Below are 17732 nucleotides of genomic sequence, written 5' to 3'. Positions count from 1 at the left end.
CGCCAGCAGCTCTTCCAGCCGGGTCAGCTTCTGACGCAGTTCGCTGTTGGCCTTGCGCGGCACCAGCGTGCCAAACAGGGAAAACGCCTGACGCAGCGTTTCCAGCGCTTCAATTACCCGTGCCCGGGCGTCTTCGTTACCGCGCAGCCAGACTTCTTCATGGTACTGCCAGTGGCCGAGCGCCGCGCTCATGGCGTGAACCATGCCCTGCTCCACCGTGGCTTTAGGGGCAATTTTCTGCAGCGGCAGCGCGCGCAATGGTCGCGGCGCGTTGCCCTGCGCCAGCTGATAACCGCGTGCCGCTTTGCTCAGGCTGCCGAGGCGCAGGCCGCCCGTGGCGATCAGCGCGCTGGCGAAGGTCAGCATATCGCTGCGCGCTCCGCGCTTAAGCTCCAGCTCCACTTCATACAGCGGCTCGCTCAGCTCCCCTGCGGCAACGCTGCCGCAATCGAAAGCCACTTCAATTTCGCTGTCGCCAACGCTCACCAGCCAGGTTTCACGCTGGAAATGGGTGCTGAACAGCGGCTGCAAACGCGACTGAAGCGCGGCAATATCGGTACCCTGCGGCCAGATCTCTGCCGGCAGGCGGGCAATGTCCAGCTGCGGCTCGCTGAGGTCGACGTTGTATTCCGGACGCTGATGCAGGCCGCCCAGCGTTTTGCCGGCGGTTTTCAGCGTCATTTCATAGCGCTGATCCACGCCGCGAATCCGCAGGCCCATATCCCAGCGGCGCAGCTGGTTGTCATCGGTTTCGTAATAGATGTTGGTCAGCTCACGCGCGGCGTGGTGCTGATGTGGCCAGGCGGCAAGCGTCTGCGCCAGTTTTTCGGCGGCTTGCGGGGTGGCAATGAACTTTAATTCGATTTCGATGGTCATAATTTTTTATTCAATACGCTGCTGGCACTTACGAGTTTAATCTGGCGAAGAGTAATGCACCGCAAGCCTGCTGTCTCTGCTTTCTTGTGCTTTTACGACCCTTTTCGCACCGCATTGAGACCAGGATAGTTCTCATTCAGATTTATGCGAAGCGACTCCAGACTGTGCCGGTAAATTTACGCCCATCATGAAAAAACGATATCGAATGAAAAAAATCACACTTGCCGCCCTCTCTTTGCTGGCTTTCAGCGCCATCGCACCGGCCCACGCGGCCGATGAAAAACGTTACATCTCCGACGAATTATCCACCTGGGTACGCAGCGGCCCTGGCGATCAGTATCGCCTGGTTGGCAAGCTGAATGCCGGGGAGGAAGTCACGCTGCTGCAAACCAATAATGACTCGCAGTACGCGCAAATCCGCGATGCAGAAGGCAAAACTAACTGGATCCCGCTGTCGCAGCTCAGCGCCTCCCCCAGCCTGCGCACTCGCGTGCCGCAGCTGGAGCAGCAGGTCAAAGAGCTGACCGACAAACTGGCGAACATTGATAACAGCTGGAATCAGCGTACGTCAGAGATGCAGAACAAGGTGGCCAACAGCGACGGCACCATCAACGGCCTGAAAGAAGAGAATCAGAAGCTGCGCAACGAGCTGATTGTGGCGCAGAAGAAGGTCAGCGCCGCTAACGTTCAGCTGGATGACAAACAGCGCACCATCATCATGCAGTGGTTTATGTATGGCGGCGGCGTGCTCGGTGTGGGTCTGCTGCTCGGTCTGCTGCTGCCGCACATGGTGCCGCGCCGCAAGAAAAACGATCGCTGGATGAATTAAAGCCGCCACGCCATTTGTGGTTTGCCTGGAGGGGATCGTAAGATGCCCCTTTTGGCATGCCCGCTTTTTCGCCAAAGTATGCAACAATAACGTAACAAGCGTGCGCGGCACGCAAAAGTGGATTGCCTCTGGAGTGGTTGAGTGAAGACGTTTCTGGTCGGTGGCGCAGTGCGTGACGCCTTACTGCGTTTGCCGGTAAAAGATAGAGATTGGGTGGTGGTGGGCGCAACGCCCGACAGCATGCTGGCGCAGGGCTATCAGCAGGTGGGCCGGGATTTTCCGGTTTTTTTACACCCTGAAAGCCGTGAAGAGTATGCGCTGGCGCGCACCGAGCGCAAAAGCGGCAACGGTTATACCGGCTTCGTGACCCAGTTCGCGCCGGACGTGACGCTGGAGCAGGATTTACAGCGTCGCGATCTGACCATCAATGCCATCGCGCAGGCTGCTGACGGCACGCTGATCGACCCTTATCACGGCCAGCAGGATTTGCAGCAGCGCACCCTGCGTCACGTGTCGGCAGCTTTTAATGAAGATCCGCTGCGCGTGCTGCGCGTGGCGCGTTTTGCTGCCCGTTTCGCCCACCTCAATTTCCGCGTGGCACCAGAAACCCAGGCGCTGATGCGCGAGATGGCGCACAGCGGTGAACTGGCGCACCTCACCGCAGAGCGGGTGTGGAAAGAGACGGAAAAAGCGCTGCTGACGCGCAATCCTCAGGTCTATTTCCAGCTGCTGCGCGACTGCGATGCATTGCAGGTGCTGTTCCCGGAAATCGACAACCTGTACGGCATTCCGGCCCCCGTTAAGTGGCATCCGGAGATCGATACCGGCGTCCACGCGCTGATGACGCTGACCATGGCCGCAGCGCTCTCCGACCAGCTTGACGTGCGCTTCGCCACGCTGTTCCACGATGTGGGTAAAGCGCTGACGCCGCCAGAGAAGTGGCCGAGCCATCATGGTCACGGCCCGGCCGGTGTACCGATTGTTGAAGCACTGTGCCAGCGGCTGCGCGTGCCGAATCAGGTGCGCGATCTGGCCCTGGTGGTGACGGAGTTTCACGATGTGGTGCACACCATTGAACGCCAGCCGGCTGACGCGCTGGTGGCGCTGTTTGACCGCATCGACGCCTGGCGCAAGCCCGATCGCGTGGAAAAGATGGCACTGACCAGCGAAGCCGATGCACGCGGGCGTACTACGCTGGAGAGCATGGCTTATCCGCAGGGCGATTATCTGCGGCGCGCGTTTGCGCTGGCGCAGGCAGTGCCCACCAAAGCGGTGGTCGAGGCCGGTTTCACAGGCGCGGCGGTGCGGGAAGAGCTGACGCGTCGGCGCGTGCTGGCGTTGCAGGAAGGGTTAATCGACGCGCGGCCAGCGTAACCGGCCGCGCCTCGCGCATTACATAAAGATGGCGTAAACCGCTGCCGCGACGATAAAGCGGTAGATGGCAAACGACACAAACGAGATACGTTTGATCAGCTCAAGGAACACTTTGATCGCCAGCAGCGCGACGATGAAGGCGGTCACGAAGCCCACGGCAAACATCGGGAAATCCTGCATCGTCAGGAAGCCCATGCTCTTGTAGAGATCAAGTCCGGTAGCACCGATCATCATCGGTACCGCGAGGATGAAGGAAAACTCGGACGCCGCATAGCGGCTGACGCCCATCAGCATACCGCCGGAGATGGTGGCGCCGGAACGCGAGAAGCCCGGCCACAGCGCCAGACACTGGAAGCAGCCAATCATAAACGCCTGGCGATAGGTGATGTCATCAATGCCCACCGCTTTCGGCTGCTTTGGCTTGAGATATTCCGCCGCCAGCAGCAGCACGCCGCCCACCACCAGCGCGTACATCACGTTGATCGGGTTAAACAGGGTTTTAATCTGGTCATGCAGTACCAGGCCAATCACCACTGCCGGCACCATACCCAGCAGAATGTGAATCAGCGTCAGTTTTCCGCTGCCGACGCCTTCGTGGCGCTCCTGGCCGAAGTGAATGCCGATCAGGCCAAACAGCCGGCGCCAGAACATCACGACTACGGCGAGGATTGAGCCCAGCTGGATCACCACTTCAAAGGTTTCCGCCTTCTCACCCTCGAACCCCAGCAAATGGCCAACAATAATCATGTGGCCTGTGGATGAGACCGGCAGGAACTCCGTAAGGCCTTCCACAACCCCCAGGATTGCAGCTACCCATAGCTGATGAATGTCTGCCATCAAATTTTACCCTCTATCCGTTTTAAACAGTAAAAAGGCGGTCGCGCACCGCTACCGCCTGAAATTATGCCTGCACCTTGCTGAAGGAAACCTTAAGGATTTCGGTCACTTCCCCTTCATCAGCGCAGCGGCCTCCACTGAGACACACCATAATTTGGTTTGGTTTCATTGTGATGGCAATCACGCAGGATTTATTTAGGAATAGTCCCGCGCTCAATTCTCACGCCCACGCTCGCCGCCTGGGCGACAGCCCCCGGTTTACCTACCTTCACGCGTACTCCGGGCGTTTTGAAACGATTCATCAACAGATCGGCGATTTCTTCTGCCACCCGTTCGACCAGCGCAAAACGCTGTCCCTGCAGATGACTGAGGATCGCTTCGGTGACATCGGCGTAGCTCAGACAGTGGTTCACATCGTCGCTCACCGCCGCCTGACGGTTGTCCCACGCCATTTCGACATCGAGCACCAGCTTCTGCTGCATGCCCTGTTCCCAGTCGTAAACGCCAATGGTGGTGAACACGGTGAGTTGTTCTATAAATACGATATCCATGATGTCACTCTCTGTTTTTGGCTTAGCCGGATACCACTTCCGGCGGATTATGCGTATTATCCACGCTTATCGAGAACAAAACGACCCAAAAGGAACGGTACGAAGCTATGAGTGCTATCGCGCTTGGTATGATTATTTTCGCGTATCTTTGCGGCTCGATTTCCAGTGCGATCCTGGTTTGTAAACTCGCTGGTTTACCCGATCCCCGCAGCGCAGGCTCTGGCAATCCAGGCGCCACCAACGTGTTACGTATTGGCGGTAAAGCCGCCGCTGCCGCGGTACTGATTTTCGACGTGGCGAAGGGAATGGTGCCGGTATGGATCGCCTGGTGGCTGCACGTCACGCCGATGTATCTTGGTCTCACGGCCATCGCCGCCTGCCTCGGCCATATCTATCCGGTGTTTTTCCGCTTTCGCGGCGGCAAAGGTGTGGCCACCGCGTTTGGGGCCATCGCGCCGATTGGCTGGGACCTGACCGGCCTGATGACCGGCACCTGGCTGCTGACGGTGCTGCTCAGCGGCTACTCATCGCTGGGCGCGATCGTCAGCGCGTTGATTGCCCCGTTTTACGTCTGGTGGTTCAAGCCGCAGTTCACCTTTCCGGTGTCGATGCTGTCATGCCTGATTTTGCTGCGCCATCACGACAATATTCAGCGCCTGTGGCGCGGTCAGGAAAACCGCGTGTGGAAGCGTAAAAAGAAGAAATAAAAAAACCGGCGCGCAGCCGGTTTTTTATTATCAGATGGCCGGTAATTCCGCCAGCGGCCAGCGTGGCCGCACGCTGACACCCAGCTCACCGCGCGTGCCGCCTTTCAGCCGCACCATGCCGGCATAGGCAATCATCGCGCCGTTGTCGGTGCAGAACTCCGGACGGGCATAAAACACCTCGCCGCCGCGCGCGCTCATCATGGTTGCCATGCGTTCACGCAGCGTGCGGTTGGCGCTCACGCCGCCGGCAATCACCAGGCGTTTGAAGCCGGTCTGCTCCAGCGCACGCTTGCATTTGATCATCAGCGTATCCACTACCGCATCTTCAAAGGCGCGGGCGATATCGGCGCGCGCCTGTTCGTCACCGTCATGTTCGCGAATGGTATTCGCCGCAAAGGTTTTCAGGCCGGAGAAGCTGAAGTCCAGCCCCGGACGATCGGTCATCGGACGCGGGAACTTAAAGCGATCCGACGTGCCCTGCTGTGCCATGCGCGACAGCATCGGGCCGCCCGGATAATCCAGCCCCAGCAGCTTGGCGGTTTTATCGAACGCTTCCCCGGCGGCATCGTCAATCGATTCGCCCAGCAGCGTATATTCACCAATGCCGGTGACGCTGATCAGCTGCGTGTGGCCGCCGGAGACCAGCAGTGCCACGAACGGGAATGCCGGTGGGTTGTCTTCCAGCATCGGCGCCAGCAGATGGCCTTCCATGTGATGCACCGGCACCGCCGGCACATTCCAGGCGAACGCCAGCGCGCGGCCAATGGTGGCGCCAACCAGCAGCGCACCGACCAGGCCGGGACCGGCGGTGTACGCCACGGCGTCAATCTCTCCGGCCTGCAAGCCCGCCTGTTTCAGCGCGGCCTGGATCAGCGGCACGGTTTTCCGCACGTGATCGCGCGAGGCCAGTTCCGGCACCACGCCGCCGTAATCCGCATGTAATTTCACCTGGCTATATAATTGATTCGCCAGCAGACCGGACGCATCGTCATAAATCGCGATGCCGGTTTCATCGCAGGACGTTTCAATACCCAGAACTCGCATAGCTTTATCACCCTCTTCTTGCGGCGCGCAGTGTAGCACAGGCCGGCTGACGCCTGCGCCCTTCCGCACGCGAAAAAGTGTTTTTCTGTCGCGCAAAGAGTGCGCTATACTCCACGGCCTGAAAAAACCGGCAGCCGCACAGGCAAACGCTCCTGTTGGTTCTAAATTGTCCATGGTGCTTTACAAGCCAGCCGCGCCTGGAGTAAAATGCTGCACCATTTTGAAAAGTGCTGGCGCCGCAGTCAGCAGCAAAAACCGAATTTTATCGAGGTGAGAGTTACATGCCGGTAATTAAAGTACGTGAAAACGAGCCATTCGACGTAGCACTGCGTCGCTTCAAGCGTTCCTGCGAGAAAGCAGGCGTTCTGGCTGAAGTTCGTCGTCGTGAGTTCTATGAAAAACCAACGACTGAACGTAAGCGCGCTAAAGCGTCTGCTGTTAAGCGTCACGCCAAGAAACTGGCTCGCGAAAACGCACGCCGCACTCGTCTGTACTAATTTCTTTTCGGAAGTTCGCTTCCGCCGCGTGTTAAACGCAGACAGAGTCAAGTAAGAGGCCGTGCTTTCCGAAAGGAAGCGCGGCTTGTTGCCGTTTATGAGCTGAAAAACCGGGGCTTATGGCTGGACGAATTCCACGCGTATTTATCAATGATTTACTTGCCCGCACGGACATCGTGGATCTTATCGATGCCCGCGTTAAGCTGAAAAAGCAGGGTAAGAACTATCACGCGTGCTGTCCTTTCCATAATGAAAAAACCCCCTCTTTCACCGTAAGCGGTGAAAAGCAGTTCTACTACTGCTTTGGCTGTGGTGCCAAAGGCAACGCCATCGACTTCCTGATGAATCACGATCGTCTGGATTTCGTCGAGAGCGTAGAGGAACTTGCCACGCAGCACGGCTTAGAAGTGCCGTACGAAGCAGGCAACGGTCCGAGCCCGATGGAGCGCCACCAGCGCCAGAGCCTGTATCAGCTGCTGGAAGGTTTAGACAGCTTTTATCAGCAGAGCCTGCGTAATCCGCAGGCAAAATCAGCACAACAGTATCTTGCCACACGCGGGCTGAGCCAGCAGGTGATCGATCACTTTGCCATTGGCTATGCGCCAGCCGGCTGGGACAACGTGCTGAAGCATTTCGGTCAGCAGAAAGAAGATCGTGAATCGCTGATGGAAGCGGGCATGCTGGTCAGCAATGACAGCGGCCGCACCTACGATCGTTTCCGCGATCGCGTGATGTTTCCGATTCGCGACAAGCGCGGACGCGTGATTGGTTTTGGTGGCCGCGTGCTGGGCAACGATACGCCCAAGTACCTGAACTCACCGGAAACACCGATTTTCCATAAAGGCCGCCAGCTGTACGGCCTGTATGAAGCGCAAAAAAATCATCCGCAACCGGCGCGTCTGCTGGTGGTGGAAGGCTATATGGACGTAGTGGCGCTGGCGCAGTTCGGCATTGATTATGCTGTCGCCTCGCTGGGCACCTCGACCACGGCGGAACATATCCAGCTTTTGTTCCGCTCGACCGATAACGTGATCTGCTGCTACGACGGCGACCGCGCCGGTCGTGAAGCTGCATGGCGTGCACTGGAAACCGCATTGCCTTACATGAATGACGGTCGTCAGCTACGCTTTATGTTTTTGCCCGACGGCGAAGACCCGGATACCCTGGTGCGTAAAGAGGGCAAAGCAGCGTTCGAAGCGCGGATGGAGCAGGCTATGCCGCTCTCCACGTTTCTGTTCGACAGCCTGATGCCGCAGGTGGATCTGAGTACGCGCGACGGCCGTACCAAGCTGGCGACGCTGGCGCTGCCGCTGATTAGCCAGATTCCGGGCGAAACGCTGCGGATTTATATGCGTCAGACGCTGGGTAATAAACTCGGCATTCTGGACGATAACCAGTTAGACAAGCTGATGCCGAAGCAGGCGGAAAGCGGTACCGCGCCGGTGGCGCCGCCGATGAAACGCACCACCATGCGCGTGCTGATTGCGTTGCTGGTGCAGAATCCGCAATTTGCCGCCATCGTGCCTGCGCTGGACGGGCTGGAGCAGTCTAAATTAGCGGGATTGCCACTGTTTGTGGAGTTAGTCCGCCGTTGTACTGAGAATCCTGGCCTGACCACCGGACAGCTACTAGAGTTATATCGCGGGACAGAATTTAGCCAGCCCCTTGAAACACTGGCCACCTGGAACCACATGATCGTAGATGACGAAGCGGAAGAAGTGTTCCAGGACTCGCTGGCAAGCATCTATGATGCTGCGCTGGAGCAGCGCCTCGAAGCACTGATTGCGCGCGACCGGACTGAAGGCCTGAGCGCCGCCGAACGCCGTGAATTCTGGGCATTAAGCCAGGCATTAGCCAAAAAATAAGATTTTACCGGGTCAGAACGATGAAGGCTGATAGCGCCGCCGTTCTTGCCTGATGTTTCTGGTTTATGGTCGCTGTAAGCGAAGCCGGAAGCAATGCATACATACCAGAGGCGTTAACGTCGCTGTCAGTTTCAAGGCTGCCAGCGCGCAGCAACCGGAGCGTACTGGCGTACGTGAGGATTGCGGGCACTGCCAGCATTGAAAATGGCAAGTAAGTTAGCCCCGGACAGAATATTAAGCGGCTTAAGTGCCGATTTACGATGGGCCAAAGCCCTGGCCGCGTTGAAGGCAGCGGCAAAAATACAACGCCTTCACTGTTATAGTTGGCTCGCTGCCGACCGACACCAATCTAATTAACAGAAGTGTGGATACCGTCTTATGGAGCAAAACCCGCAGTCACAGCTTAAGCTGCTTGTCACCCGTGGTAAGGAGCAGGGCTATCTGACCTATGCTGAGGTCAATGACCATCTGCCGGAAGATATCGTCGACTCCGATCAGATCGAAGACATCATCCAAATGATCAACGATATGGGTATTCAGGTGGTGGAAGAAGCCCCGGATGCCGATGATCTGATGCTGAATGAAAACAGCACCGATACTGACGAAGATGCCGCGGAAGCTGCCGCTCAGGTATTATCCAGCGTTGAATCTGAAATTGGCCGTACCACCGACCCGGTACGCATGTACATGCGTGAAATGGGTACCGTTGAGCTGCTGACGCGTGAAGGCGAAATCGACATCGCCAAGCGTATCGAAGACGGTATCAACCAGGTGCAATGCTCTGTCGCCGAATACCCGGAAGCAATCACCTACCTGCTCGATCAGTACGATCGCGTTGAAGCGGGCGAGTCACGCTTGTCTGACCTGATCACCGGTTTCGTCGATCCGAACGCCGAGGAAGATCTGGCACCGACCGCGACCCACGTTGGTTCTGAGCTGTCAGAAGAAGACCGCGACGACGACGAAGAGGAAGACGAAGAGAGCGACGATGACAGCTCCGACGACGATAACTCTATCGATCCGGAACTGGCGCGCGAGAAGTTTAACGACCTGCGTACGCAGTACGAAACTACGCGCAACGTGATCAAAGCCAAAGGCCGCAGCCATGCGGACGCCGTGGCCGAGATCAACAATCTCTCTGAAGTGTTTAAACAGTTCCGCCTGGTACCGAAGCAGTTCGATTACCTGGTGAACAACATGCGTGAAATGATGGAGCGCGTGCGCACGCAAGAGCGCCTGATCATGAAGCTGTGTGTTGAACTGTGCAAAATGCCGAAGAAAAACTTCATCACCCTGTTTACCGGTAATGAAACCAGTGAGAGCTGGTTCAAAGCGGCACTGGCCATGAACAAGCCGTGGTCAGAAAAACTGCAGGAAGTGGAAGAAGACGTCATGCGTTCGCTGCAGAAACTGCTGCAGATCGAAGAAGAGACCGGCCTGACCATTGAGCAGGTGAAAGACATCAACCGTCGTATGTCGATCGGCGAAGCCAAAGCGCGTCGTGCGAAGAAAGAGATGGTTGAGGCTAACCTGCGTCTGGTGATCTCCATCGCCAAGAAGTACACCAACCGTGGCCTGCAGTTCCTCGATCTGATTCAGGAAGGCAACATCGGTCTGATGAAAGCGGTGGATAAGTTTGAATATCGCCGTGGCTATAAGTTCTCAACTTACGCCACCTGGTGGATCCGTCAGGCTATCACCCGTTCCATCGCCGACCAGGCGCGTACCATCCGTATTCCGGTGCATATGATTGAGACCATTAACAAACTCAACCGTATTTCGCGCCAGATGCTGCAGGAGATGGGCCGCGAGCCAACGCCGGAAGAGCTGGCTGAGCGCATGCTGATGCCGGAAGATAAAATCCGTAAGGTGCTGAAAATCGCTAAAGAGCCGATCTCCATGGAGACGCCGATTGGTGATGATGAAGATTCGCATCTGGGCGACTTTATCGAAGACACCACGCTGGAGCTGCCGCTGGATTCCGCAACCTCGGAAAGCCTGCGTTCTGCCACCCACGATGTGCTGGCTGGCCTGACCGCGCGTGAAGCCAAAGTCCTGCGTATGCGTTTCGGTATCGATATGAATACCGACCACACGCTGGAAGAGGTGGGTAAACAGTTTGACGTAACGCGTGAGCGTATCCGTCAGATTGAAGCCAAAGCGCTGCGTAAACTGCGCCATCCGAGCCGCTCGGAAGTGCTGCGTAGCTTCCTCGACGATTAATCGTCCTGGTCAGTAAAAACCCCGGCTAGCCGGGGTTTTTTATTGTCTTCAGTATGGCGTCAGCCCTTTCTCCTGCATCACGCTGCGCGCCTTGTCGCTCTGCAGGTATTTCACGAACTTCGCCGCGGCCTGCTGCTGCTGGCTGCTGCGCGTGATCACCGCACCGTACAGCGTATCCTGCTGTGCCGCCGGCGGAATCAATCCCACAATGGTGATGCCTTTCACCGCCTTCAGCTCGCTGTTCTGCTGGAAGCCCAGCTCGGCTTTGCCCTGCGCGACCGCCTCACCCACCGGCGTGGCCGGAATCACGGTAATCTTCGCCGCCGTTTTCGGGCCCAGCTGCAGCTTATCCAGCATCTTGCTCTGAATATATTTGCCGCTGGCGCTGTCAGACACGGCGATACTTGAGGCGGAGGTCAGCACCTGTTTGAACTTCGCGACGGTGCTGATATCTGGCGGCGTAGTGCCCTGTTTCACCGCCATGGCGATGTACGAGTGCGCCAGCACCTGATGGCTGGCGCTATCCACCCATTTCGCCTGCTCCAGCGGCTTGATGGCGTAATCCACCATCACCAGCACATCGGCGCTTTCATGGCGTTTAAGGCGATTAGGAATCGCCTGCGGCGTATCACCCATCGACGGCGCCGCTTCCAGCTCAATGCTGTCACCGCTCTGCTGCTGATAATCCTGCTTCAGGCTTTCAATCACCGGGTACATACCGCCGGAACTGAATACCTTCAGCGTTGCGGCCTGGACGCCCGGTTGCGCCGCCAGCAGCAGTGCCGCCAGAACCATGGTGCGTTGCTTCATCTCCCTGCTCCTTTTTTTGCGTGGAGCATCCGGTGTAGCCAGAAACAAAACGATGAACAACGTTATTACCTGATGAAACAGAGCCAGCTCACGCCTTATTCTGTAACCAATCATGAAGCTGGCGATAAGCAGCAACCATCTCTTCCAGCGAAGCGCGGTTTAATCCGCTGGGATTGGGCAGCACCCATAAGCGGGTTTCGCCCAGCAGCTGCGGCTGCTCGCCCCACGCCACGTTGCGCTGACGAAACGCCTTCTGAAACGCATCCTTACCCAGCACCGCCAGCGCGCGCGGCTGAAAGCGCAGCACCTTTTCCTGCAGACGCGCGCCGCCGTCACGCAGCTCCGCGCCCGCCAGCTCGCTGGCCTGAATGGTGGGGCGCTCTACCAGCATGGTGATGCCGCAGCCGGTCTCCAGCAGCCGCTGTTCCTGCTCCGGCAGCAGCTGTTCGCGGGTGAATCCGGCCTGATGGATGACCTTCCAGAAGCGGTTGCCGGGATGCGCAAAGTGAAAACCGGTATGCGCCGAGGATTTGCCCGGATTGATGCCGCAAAACAGCACCTGCAAATCGGGCGCGATGATGTCGCGGATGTCGTGATCGCTCATGCTGTCACCAGCCCGGCACGCAGTTTGACTGCCTGACGCGTCACATCCAGCATCTGGCGCGCTTCCGCCTCGTCAGTGCAGGCGCGCGCCAGCGCCAGCGCACCAACCATTTCGGCCTGCATGCTGCTGGCGATGCTCTCCGCCTGCGCGTGTCCCAGCTGCTGCAGCGCCTGCACCAGCTGGTGCCGCACCGCTTCGCGCTTCGCCGAAAACAGCGCCCGCGCATCCGGCGGCAAATGCGCCACTTCACTGACCAGCGCCGGTATCGGACAGCCCTCGCCCGGCGCGCCACAGTGCTGGTCCGACAGATAGCGATCGATCCACTGGTTCAGCCGTTCAGCCGGATCCTCCATCGCCAGCACGGCGGCAAAACGCTGCGCCGAGTCGGCAAACATCTCGCTAATCACCGCTTCGACCAGCGCTTCACGCGAGGCAAAGTGCGCATAAAACCCACCGTGCGTCAGGCCAACGCGCTTCATCAGCGCTGCCACGCCAATGCCTTCGGTGCCGCATTCGCGCATCACTACCGCCGCTTCTTCCAGAATGCGCTGCCGCGTGCGCGCCTTATGGCTTAGCTTTTCCATCGGTTGTTACCCTGCTCATCGTTAATGGCAATCAGTGTAATTATTACGATCGTCATATTCCAGCTTGACGATGGATATGATGGTCGTCATATTACCAACACACCAATATGACGACCATCATGCAGAGGGCTTTTCCATGTCACACCAACTGGCTTTAATCACCGGCGCCTCCAGCGGTATCGGCGCAACTTACGCTAAACAGCTGGCCGCACGCGGCAACGACCTGATTCTGGTGGCGCGCGATGCTGCACGTCTGAGCGCACTGGCGCAATCGCTGCACGAAGCGCACGGCGTGGAAGTCAACGTGCTGGCTGCGGATCTGACGCGCCATGAGGATCTGGCGCGTATTGATAGCGAGCTGCGGAACAATACGCGTATTACCACGCTGATCAACAATGCGGGCATGACGGTGGAAGGCGAGTTTATTGATGCCAGCATCGACCAGACGCAAACCATGCTGGCACTGAACGTGGTGGCGCTGACGCAGCTCTCTCACACGGCCGCGCAGGTTTTCCGCAGCCGCAACGCGGGCACTATCGTAAATGTGGCGTCGGTACTGGCGCTGGTCAACGAACAGGCAAACGGGGCCTATAATGCGACGAAAGCTTTTGTGCTCTCGCTGACGCGTAACATGCAGCGCGAGCTGGCAGGCCATAACGTACGCGTGCAGGCGCTGCTGCCGGGCCTGACGCGCACCGAAATCTTTCAGCGCACCGGGCGCTCGGTGGATGACCTGCCGGCAGAGATGGTGATGGAGGTCGATGACTTAGTCGCCGCCGCACTGCGCGGTCTGGATGACGGTGAAGCGATCACCATTCCTTCGGTAGAAGATATGGGCCTGTGGCAAAGCTTTGAGCAGGCGCGCGGCGCCATCCTGCCGTTTATCTCGCTGAATAAGCCTGCCTCTCGCTATCGCTGAACCTGCGCATCCGGAGACAAGGCAGCAGCAAGCCTTGTCTCAAAAACGCGACATCGCTGGGCGCTTATCGCCCGCTTCTGCCGGGGTTGCGGGATTTTTTGCTGTGAGATCAAGGACTCAGTGATTGCGGGAATTTTCACCAACCGATTGAGCAACGCTGGATCGCCCCACCGAGATACTTTATAATCCCCGCTCCGCTGGCCCCTTAGCTCAGTGGTTAGAGCAGGCGACTCATAATCGCTTGGTCGCTGGTTCAAACCCAGCAGGGGCCACCAAATTATCAATGACTTACCTCAAAAGCTACCGTTAAGCTGGTTTTCCAGGATACTTATAGGATACCGGCATGAAGTAGAGCAAAGTAGTGCTTCACCCACCCTATATTCAGTCAATTTTACTTTAAGCTAATTTCACCCTAAGGCTACTTAACGCTCAGGCCATCTGTGGCATAAAGCTGTTCAGCAAGCGCAATGTCCGCTTTGAGCGAAAAGCGGACATTTACTGATGACTACTCTCGAATAACAGACAACTGGCAGTGTTTAGTGGGCCTGCCAGCGAATATAGGGCTCGATCACAAGCCCAGGCTACATGCTGCAGGCGTGGCCTGATGAAAAAACAGAGTCCACTGGCCTTCTTCCGAATACAACCAGCATGAGGAGCGCAACGCAGGATGGCTTCCGTCAGCACAAGACGTCCGGTAGTGAAGAATGGCGCAGCCACTCCCCATTTCAGTGAGCCAGAAATCGCTGCTAATAATAGGCGATGACTTTTTCTCGTATAACAATGATGAGATCGTTACTGAACGGTCAACCATCACGCCTGACCGGGTAATCTCCCTAAATTCAGGGTGGAGGAGCTGCTCAAGCCACTCCCCATCGTTGCGCCTATCACAGTGAAGGCTGCATTCGAGTAATTTGAGCTTATCCAGAAGCATTCAGCTTATCCTCCAGTGATCCTGCCGGACGTTCAAATCTACCATAACAGTTCATGCGCTACTTCTGCTCTGGGTATCAGGCGGACTTACGCGCTGTAAGGTTCCGTTTTGAGCGAAGAGCGGACATTTAAAACTGATATTTGTTAGATTGATTACAGGGAACTAAATGATTAACATCCGCTCTTTCGGACAAAGAAAATGACTGTTAACGATTCTCTCTTCGCATTCTCTCTCGCAGCATTGTTACTTACCCTGCCCCCCGGCCTTGATACGGCACTTATTCTGCGCACTGCTTGTGCAGAGGGCGGCAAAAAGGCTTTTCACGCTGCGCTTGGCATTGATGCTGGCTGTTTTTTATGGGGGGCGCTGGTCGCATTAGGCCTTGGTGCTCTTCTGGTGGTTTCAGAATTGGCTTATACGGTGCTGAAAGTTTGTGGCGCGGTCTACCTGAGCTGGCTGGGTTTACAACTGCTGATACGTCCCCGATCATCTTTCAGTGATGGCGATGATGACAATGGTTTTCAGGGGAACTGGTTTATCAGAGGAATGTTGGGAAATGTGCTAAACCCTAAAATGGGCATTTTTTATGTCTCCTTTTTGCCGCAGTTCATACCTGCCGGTCACTCTCCTTTGATATGGACTTTTATCCTGGTCAGCATCCACGTGGCGATTGGAACTATATGGTCAGTCACACTCATTTTAAGCACGCATTTTGCGTCAGCCATTTTGAAGAAAAATCGCGTTGTCCAGATGATGGACAGAGCAACAGGGGGCTTATTTTTATGCTTCGCGGCTAAACTTGCTATAAGCACAAGATAGCTGGCTGAACTGGCTGAAAACGTCCGCTTCTGGCACATAGCGGACGCTATGCAGGGGAATGTCTGCTATGAGCGAAAAGAGGACCTTCAAATCCTAACAGGTTCCATTGATTAGCCTTGGCTGTCAGTTACGCCATCGTTAACATGAAGCCGATCGAATAATTCCCTATCCATTTTTTACAAATACGCAGTGGCAAGGAAAGACAGATTCTGGCTCATGACAAGTAGAGTGATTCATTTGTATAAAGAGACTTCGCCTTCAGGACGCGTTTTGAACCTGCGATGCATCCACAGGTATTGCTCAGGGGCACGGAGAATTTCACGCTCGATGATCTTGTTCATATAAGCCGCTGCGGCGACCTTGTCTTCCCCTGGATAGCCTGACAACGGATTGCTGATATACATGTGATAACCTTTTTTATCGCTACGTCGAATCATGCTAAGTGTGATCAAGTGTGCACCAGCGAGTTTTGACAGAGCATACGTTCCGTTCGTCGTGGCTGCTTTTTTTACCGAGAAAAAAGGTGCAAAAACGCTTCCCTTAGACCCATAATCCTGGTCTGGTGCAAACCAAACGGCTTCACCAGCTTTTAGCGCATGAACAAAACCAGATAAATTACGTCGATTAATCATAGCCTTATTTGAACGCATACGCCCTTTTGTCTGTACCCATTCCATTAGTGGATTATTGTGTGGGCGATACGTTGCAATCATAGGATGGCATAAACCCATTACTCTTCCACACAATTCAAGGGACATAAAATGAATCCCGACAACTATTACTCCTCTGGTCGCACCGGTCAGGTTTTCAAGCCCTTCGACATCAAACCATTTTTTGACTCTCGCATCGCTCCAGAACCAGGCCATTCCTGTTTCCATCAGTCCCAGCCCGAGAGAAACAAAGTTTTTATTGACCATCTGGCTCCGGGCAAACGGTGTCATCTCGGGAAAGCAGAGTTCGATATTTCTAATCGCAATTCCTTCCCGGCGTTTCAGAAAGGGTCTGGATATTTTTCCAAGACCGGAGCCCAGAATGTGTAAAACCGGGTAAGGAAGTTGAACGAGAAGCCACAGCAGACCCAAACCAGACCAGGTAAGCCAGTAGCGGGGATAAAGTAAATTATGAGTAAAAGTCTGTGCCATAAATTTCCTTAATGCTAATGAAGGTTATAACGCAAAAGGAAAATAATGAGGCAATTCGTCTCTAGCGATACATTTTATTTTAGACAATTTAAATTTGTCTAAATTCAGAATAAAAAAAATTTTGCAATGACTGGTAAAGGATTTAAAGAGTCATGAATGAATTGTAAGCCAGTAAAGTTATTCTGTTATAAATTCATGGGTTTATCATTGATACTCAAGAAATTGTCTTCTGGATTCATCATCATCAAGGTACTCAAAAGAAAGAAGGCGAATTTTGGTAAGCTTATAAAACCACTCGCAATCGTTTCGTTGAATAATTTCGCCAGGTTTGAAACATATCCCGGATGCCACCCGGATAATCGCATATTTACCATTACTAAACCTGACCCGGTGAATACAGAAAGGTTGACCGGCCTGCCCGTGACAGCTGTTCGACAGGATATGCCCTTCAATAAAAACAGATTTTTTAAATTTCATTATCATACCCTCGACAACCGCCGCACAGGAGAAATGTTGTCATTTCCCGACATCACTTACGTTAAGTGGCAGAAGCTGATCAGCCGCCGATACACCAGCATTCTGAAGGTCTGAACAACAGTCCGCAGGCAGGGCACTCAAGAACCGCATCTTTTCTTAGTTTACCTGCTTTCTGATCAGCTCTGTGTGCGCATACCGGGCAGGCAACATGAACCGGTCTTCCTTTAACATACCTGAGCCCTTTAGTATAAGACATAAATAATTCTCTGAGGAATACAGTAATTATTATACGCTTTGATATAAAAATAACTGGCATAAGTTATGTTAAGTTGTGTCTGAATCAGGATATCAGATATTGAAAATTGAACGTCTGATTTATGATACACTACCCTTCCGTGAGAAATTTATGATGAAATCAGAAGACACCCTTGACTGGTATCCGGCACAACTACCGCCAGTGAAAATTATTCTTGGCGAAGCCGTGCTGGCTGTGGGCAAACAGGGCCGACCGATTAATACCCGCACCTTGCTGGAATACCTTCAGGTCATGCAGGACAAACAAAAAAGGCGGGATGACAAAATCGCCATGCAGACTGCGATTGATGTTCTCAGGGATAATCAGCGCATTAACGGCAGACGTTAA

The 17732-nt window shown here is 55.1% G+C and carries 18 protein-coding genes and 1 tRNA gene; 10 read left to right on the top strand and 9 right to left on the bottom strand.

All coding sequences use genetic code 11. The annotated features are described in order from the left end of the window. The coding region (locus ERD80_RS07650) for an inorganic triphosphatase (protein WP_136546440.1) at positions 1–876 on the bottom strand (876 nt) is incomplete at its 3' end. A 205-nt stretch (positions 877–1081) separates the two neighbouring features. Between ERD80_RS07650 and ERD80_RS07645 the strand changes: the two genes are divergently transcribed. Then, the gene (locus ERD80_RS07645; protein ID WP_010618709.1) at positions 1082–1705 is read left to right on the top strand and encodes a TIGR04211 family SH3 domain-containing protein; all 624 of its coding nucleotides are present in this window, start codon (positions 1082–1084) and stop codon (positions 1703–1705) included. Positions 1706–1846: 141 nt separating this feature from the next. After that, positions 1847–3079: a multifunctional CCA addition/repair protein gene (locus tag ERD80_RS07640; RefSeq protein ID WP_021509623.1), complete on the top strand. Its 1233-nt coding sequence runs from the start codon at positions 1847–1849 to the stop codon at positions 3077–3079. An 18-nt stretch (positions 3080–3097) separates the two neighbouring features. Here the strand turns inward: ERD80_RS07640 and bacA are convergent, their stop codons facing one another. Next, complete coding sequence (bacA, locus tag ERD80_RS07635; protein ID WP_031280132.1) at positions 3098–3916, bottom strand: undecaprenyl-diphosphate phosphatase; 819 nt, start codon at positions 3914–3916, stop codon at positions 3098–3100. 191 nt (positions 3917–4107) lie between these two features. Then, positions 4108–4467 (bottom strand): bifunctional dihydroneopterin aldolase/7,8-dihydroneopterin epimerase, encoded by a 360-nt coding sequence (gene folB / locus ERD80_RS07625; RefSeq protein ID WP_021509625.1) that lies wholly within the window; start codon positions 4465–4467, stop codon positions 4108–4110. A gap of 107 nt (positions 4468–4574) precedes the next feature. Here folB and plsY point away from each other — a divergent pair, with 107 nt between their 5' ends. Beyond that, on the top strand, positions 4575–5174 hold the full coding sequence (gene plsY / locus ERD80_RS07620; protein ID WP_021509626.1) for a glycerol-3-phosphate 1-O-acyltransferase PlsY: 600 nt from the start codon (positions 4575–4577) through the stop codon (positions 5172–5174). A gap of 30 nt (positions 5175–5204) precedes the next feature. On the opposite strand, the gene tsaD is transcribed toward plsY, so the two are convergent. Next, complete coding sequence (gene tsaD, locus ERD80_RS07615) at positions 5205–6218, bottom strand: tRNA (adenosine(37)-N6)-threonylcarbamoyltransferase complex transferase subunit TsaD (protein ID WP_136546438.1); 1014 nt, start codon at positions 6216–6218, stop codon at positions 5205–5207. 281 nt (positions 6219–6499) lie between these two features. Between tsaD and rpsU the strand changes: the two genes are divergently transcribed. The 3 genes from rpsU to rpoD all read left to right on the top strand — a co-directional run bounded on the left by rpsU (position 6500) and on the right by rpoD (position 10803). Continuing rightward, complete coding sequence (rpsU, locus tag ERD80_RS07610; RefSeq protein ID WP_001144069.1) at positions 6500–6715, top strand: 30S ribosomal protein S21; 216 nt, start codon at positions 6500–6502, stop codon at positions 6713–6715. A 119-nt stretch (positions 6716–6834) separates the two neighbouring features. Next, positions 6835–8580: a DNA primase gene (dnaG, locus tag ERD80_RS07605; protein WP_136546436.1), complete on the top strand. Its 1746-nt coding sequence runs from the start codon at positions 6835–6837 to the stop codon at positions 8578–8580. Between the two features lie 378 nt (positions 8581–8958). Continuing rightward, positions 8959–10803, top strand: a complete 1845-nt coding sequence (gene rpoD / locus ERD80_RS07600; protein WP_058759769.1) for an RNA polymerase sigma factor RpoD — start codon at positions 8959–8961, stop codon at positions 10801–10803. A gap of 48 nt (positions 10804–10851) precedes the next feature. On the opposite strand, the gene ERD80_RS07595 is transcribed toward rpoD, so the two are convergent. The 3 genes from ERD80_RS07595 to ERD80_RS07585 all read right to left on the bottom strand — a co-directional run bounded on the left by ERD80_RS07595 (position 10852) and on the right by ERD80_RS07585 (position 12801). Continuing rightward, positions 10852–11613: a substrate-binding domain-containing protein gene (locus tag ERD80_RS07595; RefSeq protein WP_058759768.1), complete on the bottom strand. Its 762-nt coding sequence runs from the start codon at positions 11611–11613 to the stop codon at positions 10852–10854. Positions 11614–11701: 88 nt separating this feature from the next. Further along, on the bottom strand, positions 11702–12217 hold the full coding sequence (gene mug, locus ERD80_RS07590) for a G/U mismatch-specific DNA glycosylase (protein WP_058771358.1): 516 nt from the start codon (positions 12215–12217) through the stop codon (positions 11702–11704). Next, entirely contained in the window at positions 12214–12801 is a 588-nt protein-coding gene (locus ERD80_RS07585) for a TetR/AcrR family transcriptional regulator (RefSeq protein ID WP_136546432.1), read from the bottom strand. The genes mug and ERD80_RS07585 overlap by 4 nt, the downstream gene beginning before the upstream one ends. A 136-nt stretch (positions 12802–12937) precedes the next feature. Here ERD80_RS07585 and ERD80_RS07580 point away from each other — a divergent pair, with 136 nt between their 5' ends. The 3 genes from ERD80_RS07580 to ERD80_RS07565 all read left to right on the top strand — a co-directional run bounded on the left by ERD80_RS07580 (position 12938) and on the right by ERD80_RS07565 (position 15470). Continuing rightward, the gene (locus ERD80_RS07580; RefSeq protein WP_136546430.1) at positions 12938–13720 is read left to right on the top strand and encodes an SDR family oxidoreductase; all 783 of its coding nucleotides are present in this window, start codon (positions 12938–12940) and stop codon (positions 13718–13720) included. A 199-nt stretch (positions 13721–13919) separates the two neighbouring features. Beyond that, a tRNA-Ile gene (locus ERD80_RS07575) sits at positions 13920–13995 on the top strand. Between the two features lie 854 nt (positions 13996–14849). Next, positions 14850–15470 carry a LysE family translocator gene (locus ERD80_RS07565; RefSeq protein ID WP_136546426.1) on the top strand — a complete coding sequence of 207 codons (621 nt, stop codon included), beginning with the start codon at positions 14850–14852 and terminating at the stop codon, positions 15468–15470. Between the two features lie 233 nt (positions 15471–15703). Here ERD80_RS07565 and lpxP read toward each other — a convergent pair whose 3' ends face one another. Together lpxP and ERD80_RS22635 are read right to left on the bottom strand one after the other, a co-directional pair. Next, positions 15704–16612: a kdo(2)-lipid IV(A) palmitoleoyltransferase gene (gene lpxP, locus ERD80_RS07560; protein ID WP_136546425.1), complete on the bottom strand. Its 909-nt coding sequence runs from the start codon at positions 16610–16612 to the stop codon at positions 15704–15706. Positions 16613–16816: 204 nt separating this feature from the next. After that, on the bottom strand, positions 16817–17089 hold the full coding sequence (locus tag ERD80_RS22635) for a hypothetical protein (protein ID WP_211145574.1): 273 nt from the start codon (positions 17087–17089) through the stop codon (positions 16817–16819). A gap of 409 nt (positions 17090–17498) precedes the next feature. Between ERD80_RS22635 and ERD80_RS07545 the strand changes: the two genes are divergently transcribed. Further along, positions 17499–17732 (top strand): hypothetical protein, encoded by a 234-nt coding sequence (locus ERD80_RS07545; RefSeq protein WP_004132711.1) that lies wholly within the window; start codon positions 17499–17501, stop codon positions 17730–17732.

Origin of the sequence: Pantoea sp. R102 (assembly GCF_004916815.1) — a bacterium.
Taxonomy (GTDB): domain Bacteria; phylum Pseudomonadota; class Gammaproteobacteria; order Enterobacterales; family Enterobacteriaceae; genus Pantoea; species Pantoea dispersa.
The sequence above is the reverse complement of the archived record's forward strand: the minus strand, read 5'-3'. Positions and strand labels throughout refer to the sequence as shown.

Bases quoted from the DNA above. Each gene is read 5' to 3' on its own strand.
- ERD80_RS07580 (WP_136546430.1), top strand. From the start codon at position 12,938: ATGTCACACCAACTGGCTTTAATCACCGGCGCCTCCAGCGGTATCGGC.
- ERD80_RS07565 (WP_136546426.1), top strand. From the start codon at position 14,850: ATGACTGTTAACGATTCTCTCTTCGCATTCTCTCTCGCAGCATTGTTA.
- mug (WP_058771358.1), bottom strand. From the start codon at position 12,217: ATGAGCGATCACGACATCCGCGACATCATCGCGCCCGATTTGCAGGTG.
- plsY (WP_021509626.1), top strand. From the start codon at position 4,575: ATGAGTGCTATCGCGCTTGGTATGATTATTTTCGCGTATCTTTGCGGC.
- rpsU (WP_001144069.1), top strand. From the start codon at position 6,500: ATGCCGGTAATTAAAGTACGTGAAAACGAGCCATTCGACGTAGCACTG.
- dnaG (WP_136546436.1), top strand. From the start codon at position 6,835: ATGGCTGGACGAATTCCACGCGTATTTATCAATGATTTACTTGCCCGC.
- lpxP (WP_136546425.1), bottom strand. From the start codon at position 16,612: ATGGCACAGACTTTTACTCATAATTTACTTTATCCCCGCTACTGGCTT.
- rpoD (WP_058759769.1), top strand. From the start codon at position 8,959: ATGGAGCAAAACCCGCAGTCACAGCTTAAGCTGCTTGTCACCCGTGGT.
- bacA (WP_031280132.1), bottom strand. From the start codon at position 3,916: ATGGCAGACATTCATCAGCTATGGGTAGCTGCAATCCTGGGGGTTGTG.
- ERD80_RS07585 (WP_136546432.1), bottom strand. From the start codon at position 12,801: ATGGAAAAGCTAAGCCATAAGGCGCGCACGCGGCAGCGCATTCTGGAA.
- folB (WP_021509625.1), bottom strand. From the start codon at position 4,467: ATGGATATCGTATTTATAGAACAACTCACCGTGTTCACCACCATTGGC.
- tsaD (WP_136546438.1), bottom strand. From the start codon at position 6,218: ATGCGAGTTCTGGGTATTGAAACGTCCTGCGATGAAACCGGCATCGCG.
- ERD80_RS22635 (WP_211145574.1), bottom strand. From the start codon at position 17,089: ATGAAATTTAAAAAATCTGTTTTTATTGAAGGGCATATCCTGTCGAAC.
- ERD80_RS07645 (WP_010618709.1), top strand. From the start codon at position 1,082: ATGAAAAAAATCACACTTGCCGCCCTCTCTTTGCTGGCTTTCAGCGCC.
- ERD80_RS07545 (WP_004132711.1), top strand. From the start codon at position 17,499: ATGAAATCAGAAGACACCCTTGACTGGTATCCGGCACAACTACCGCCA.
- ERD80_RS07595 (WP_058759768.1), bottom strand. From the start codon at position 11,613: ATGAAGCAACGCACCATGGTTCTGGCGGCACTGCTGCTGGCGGCGCAA.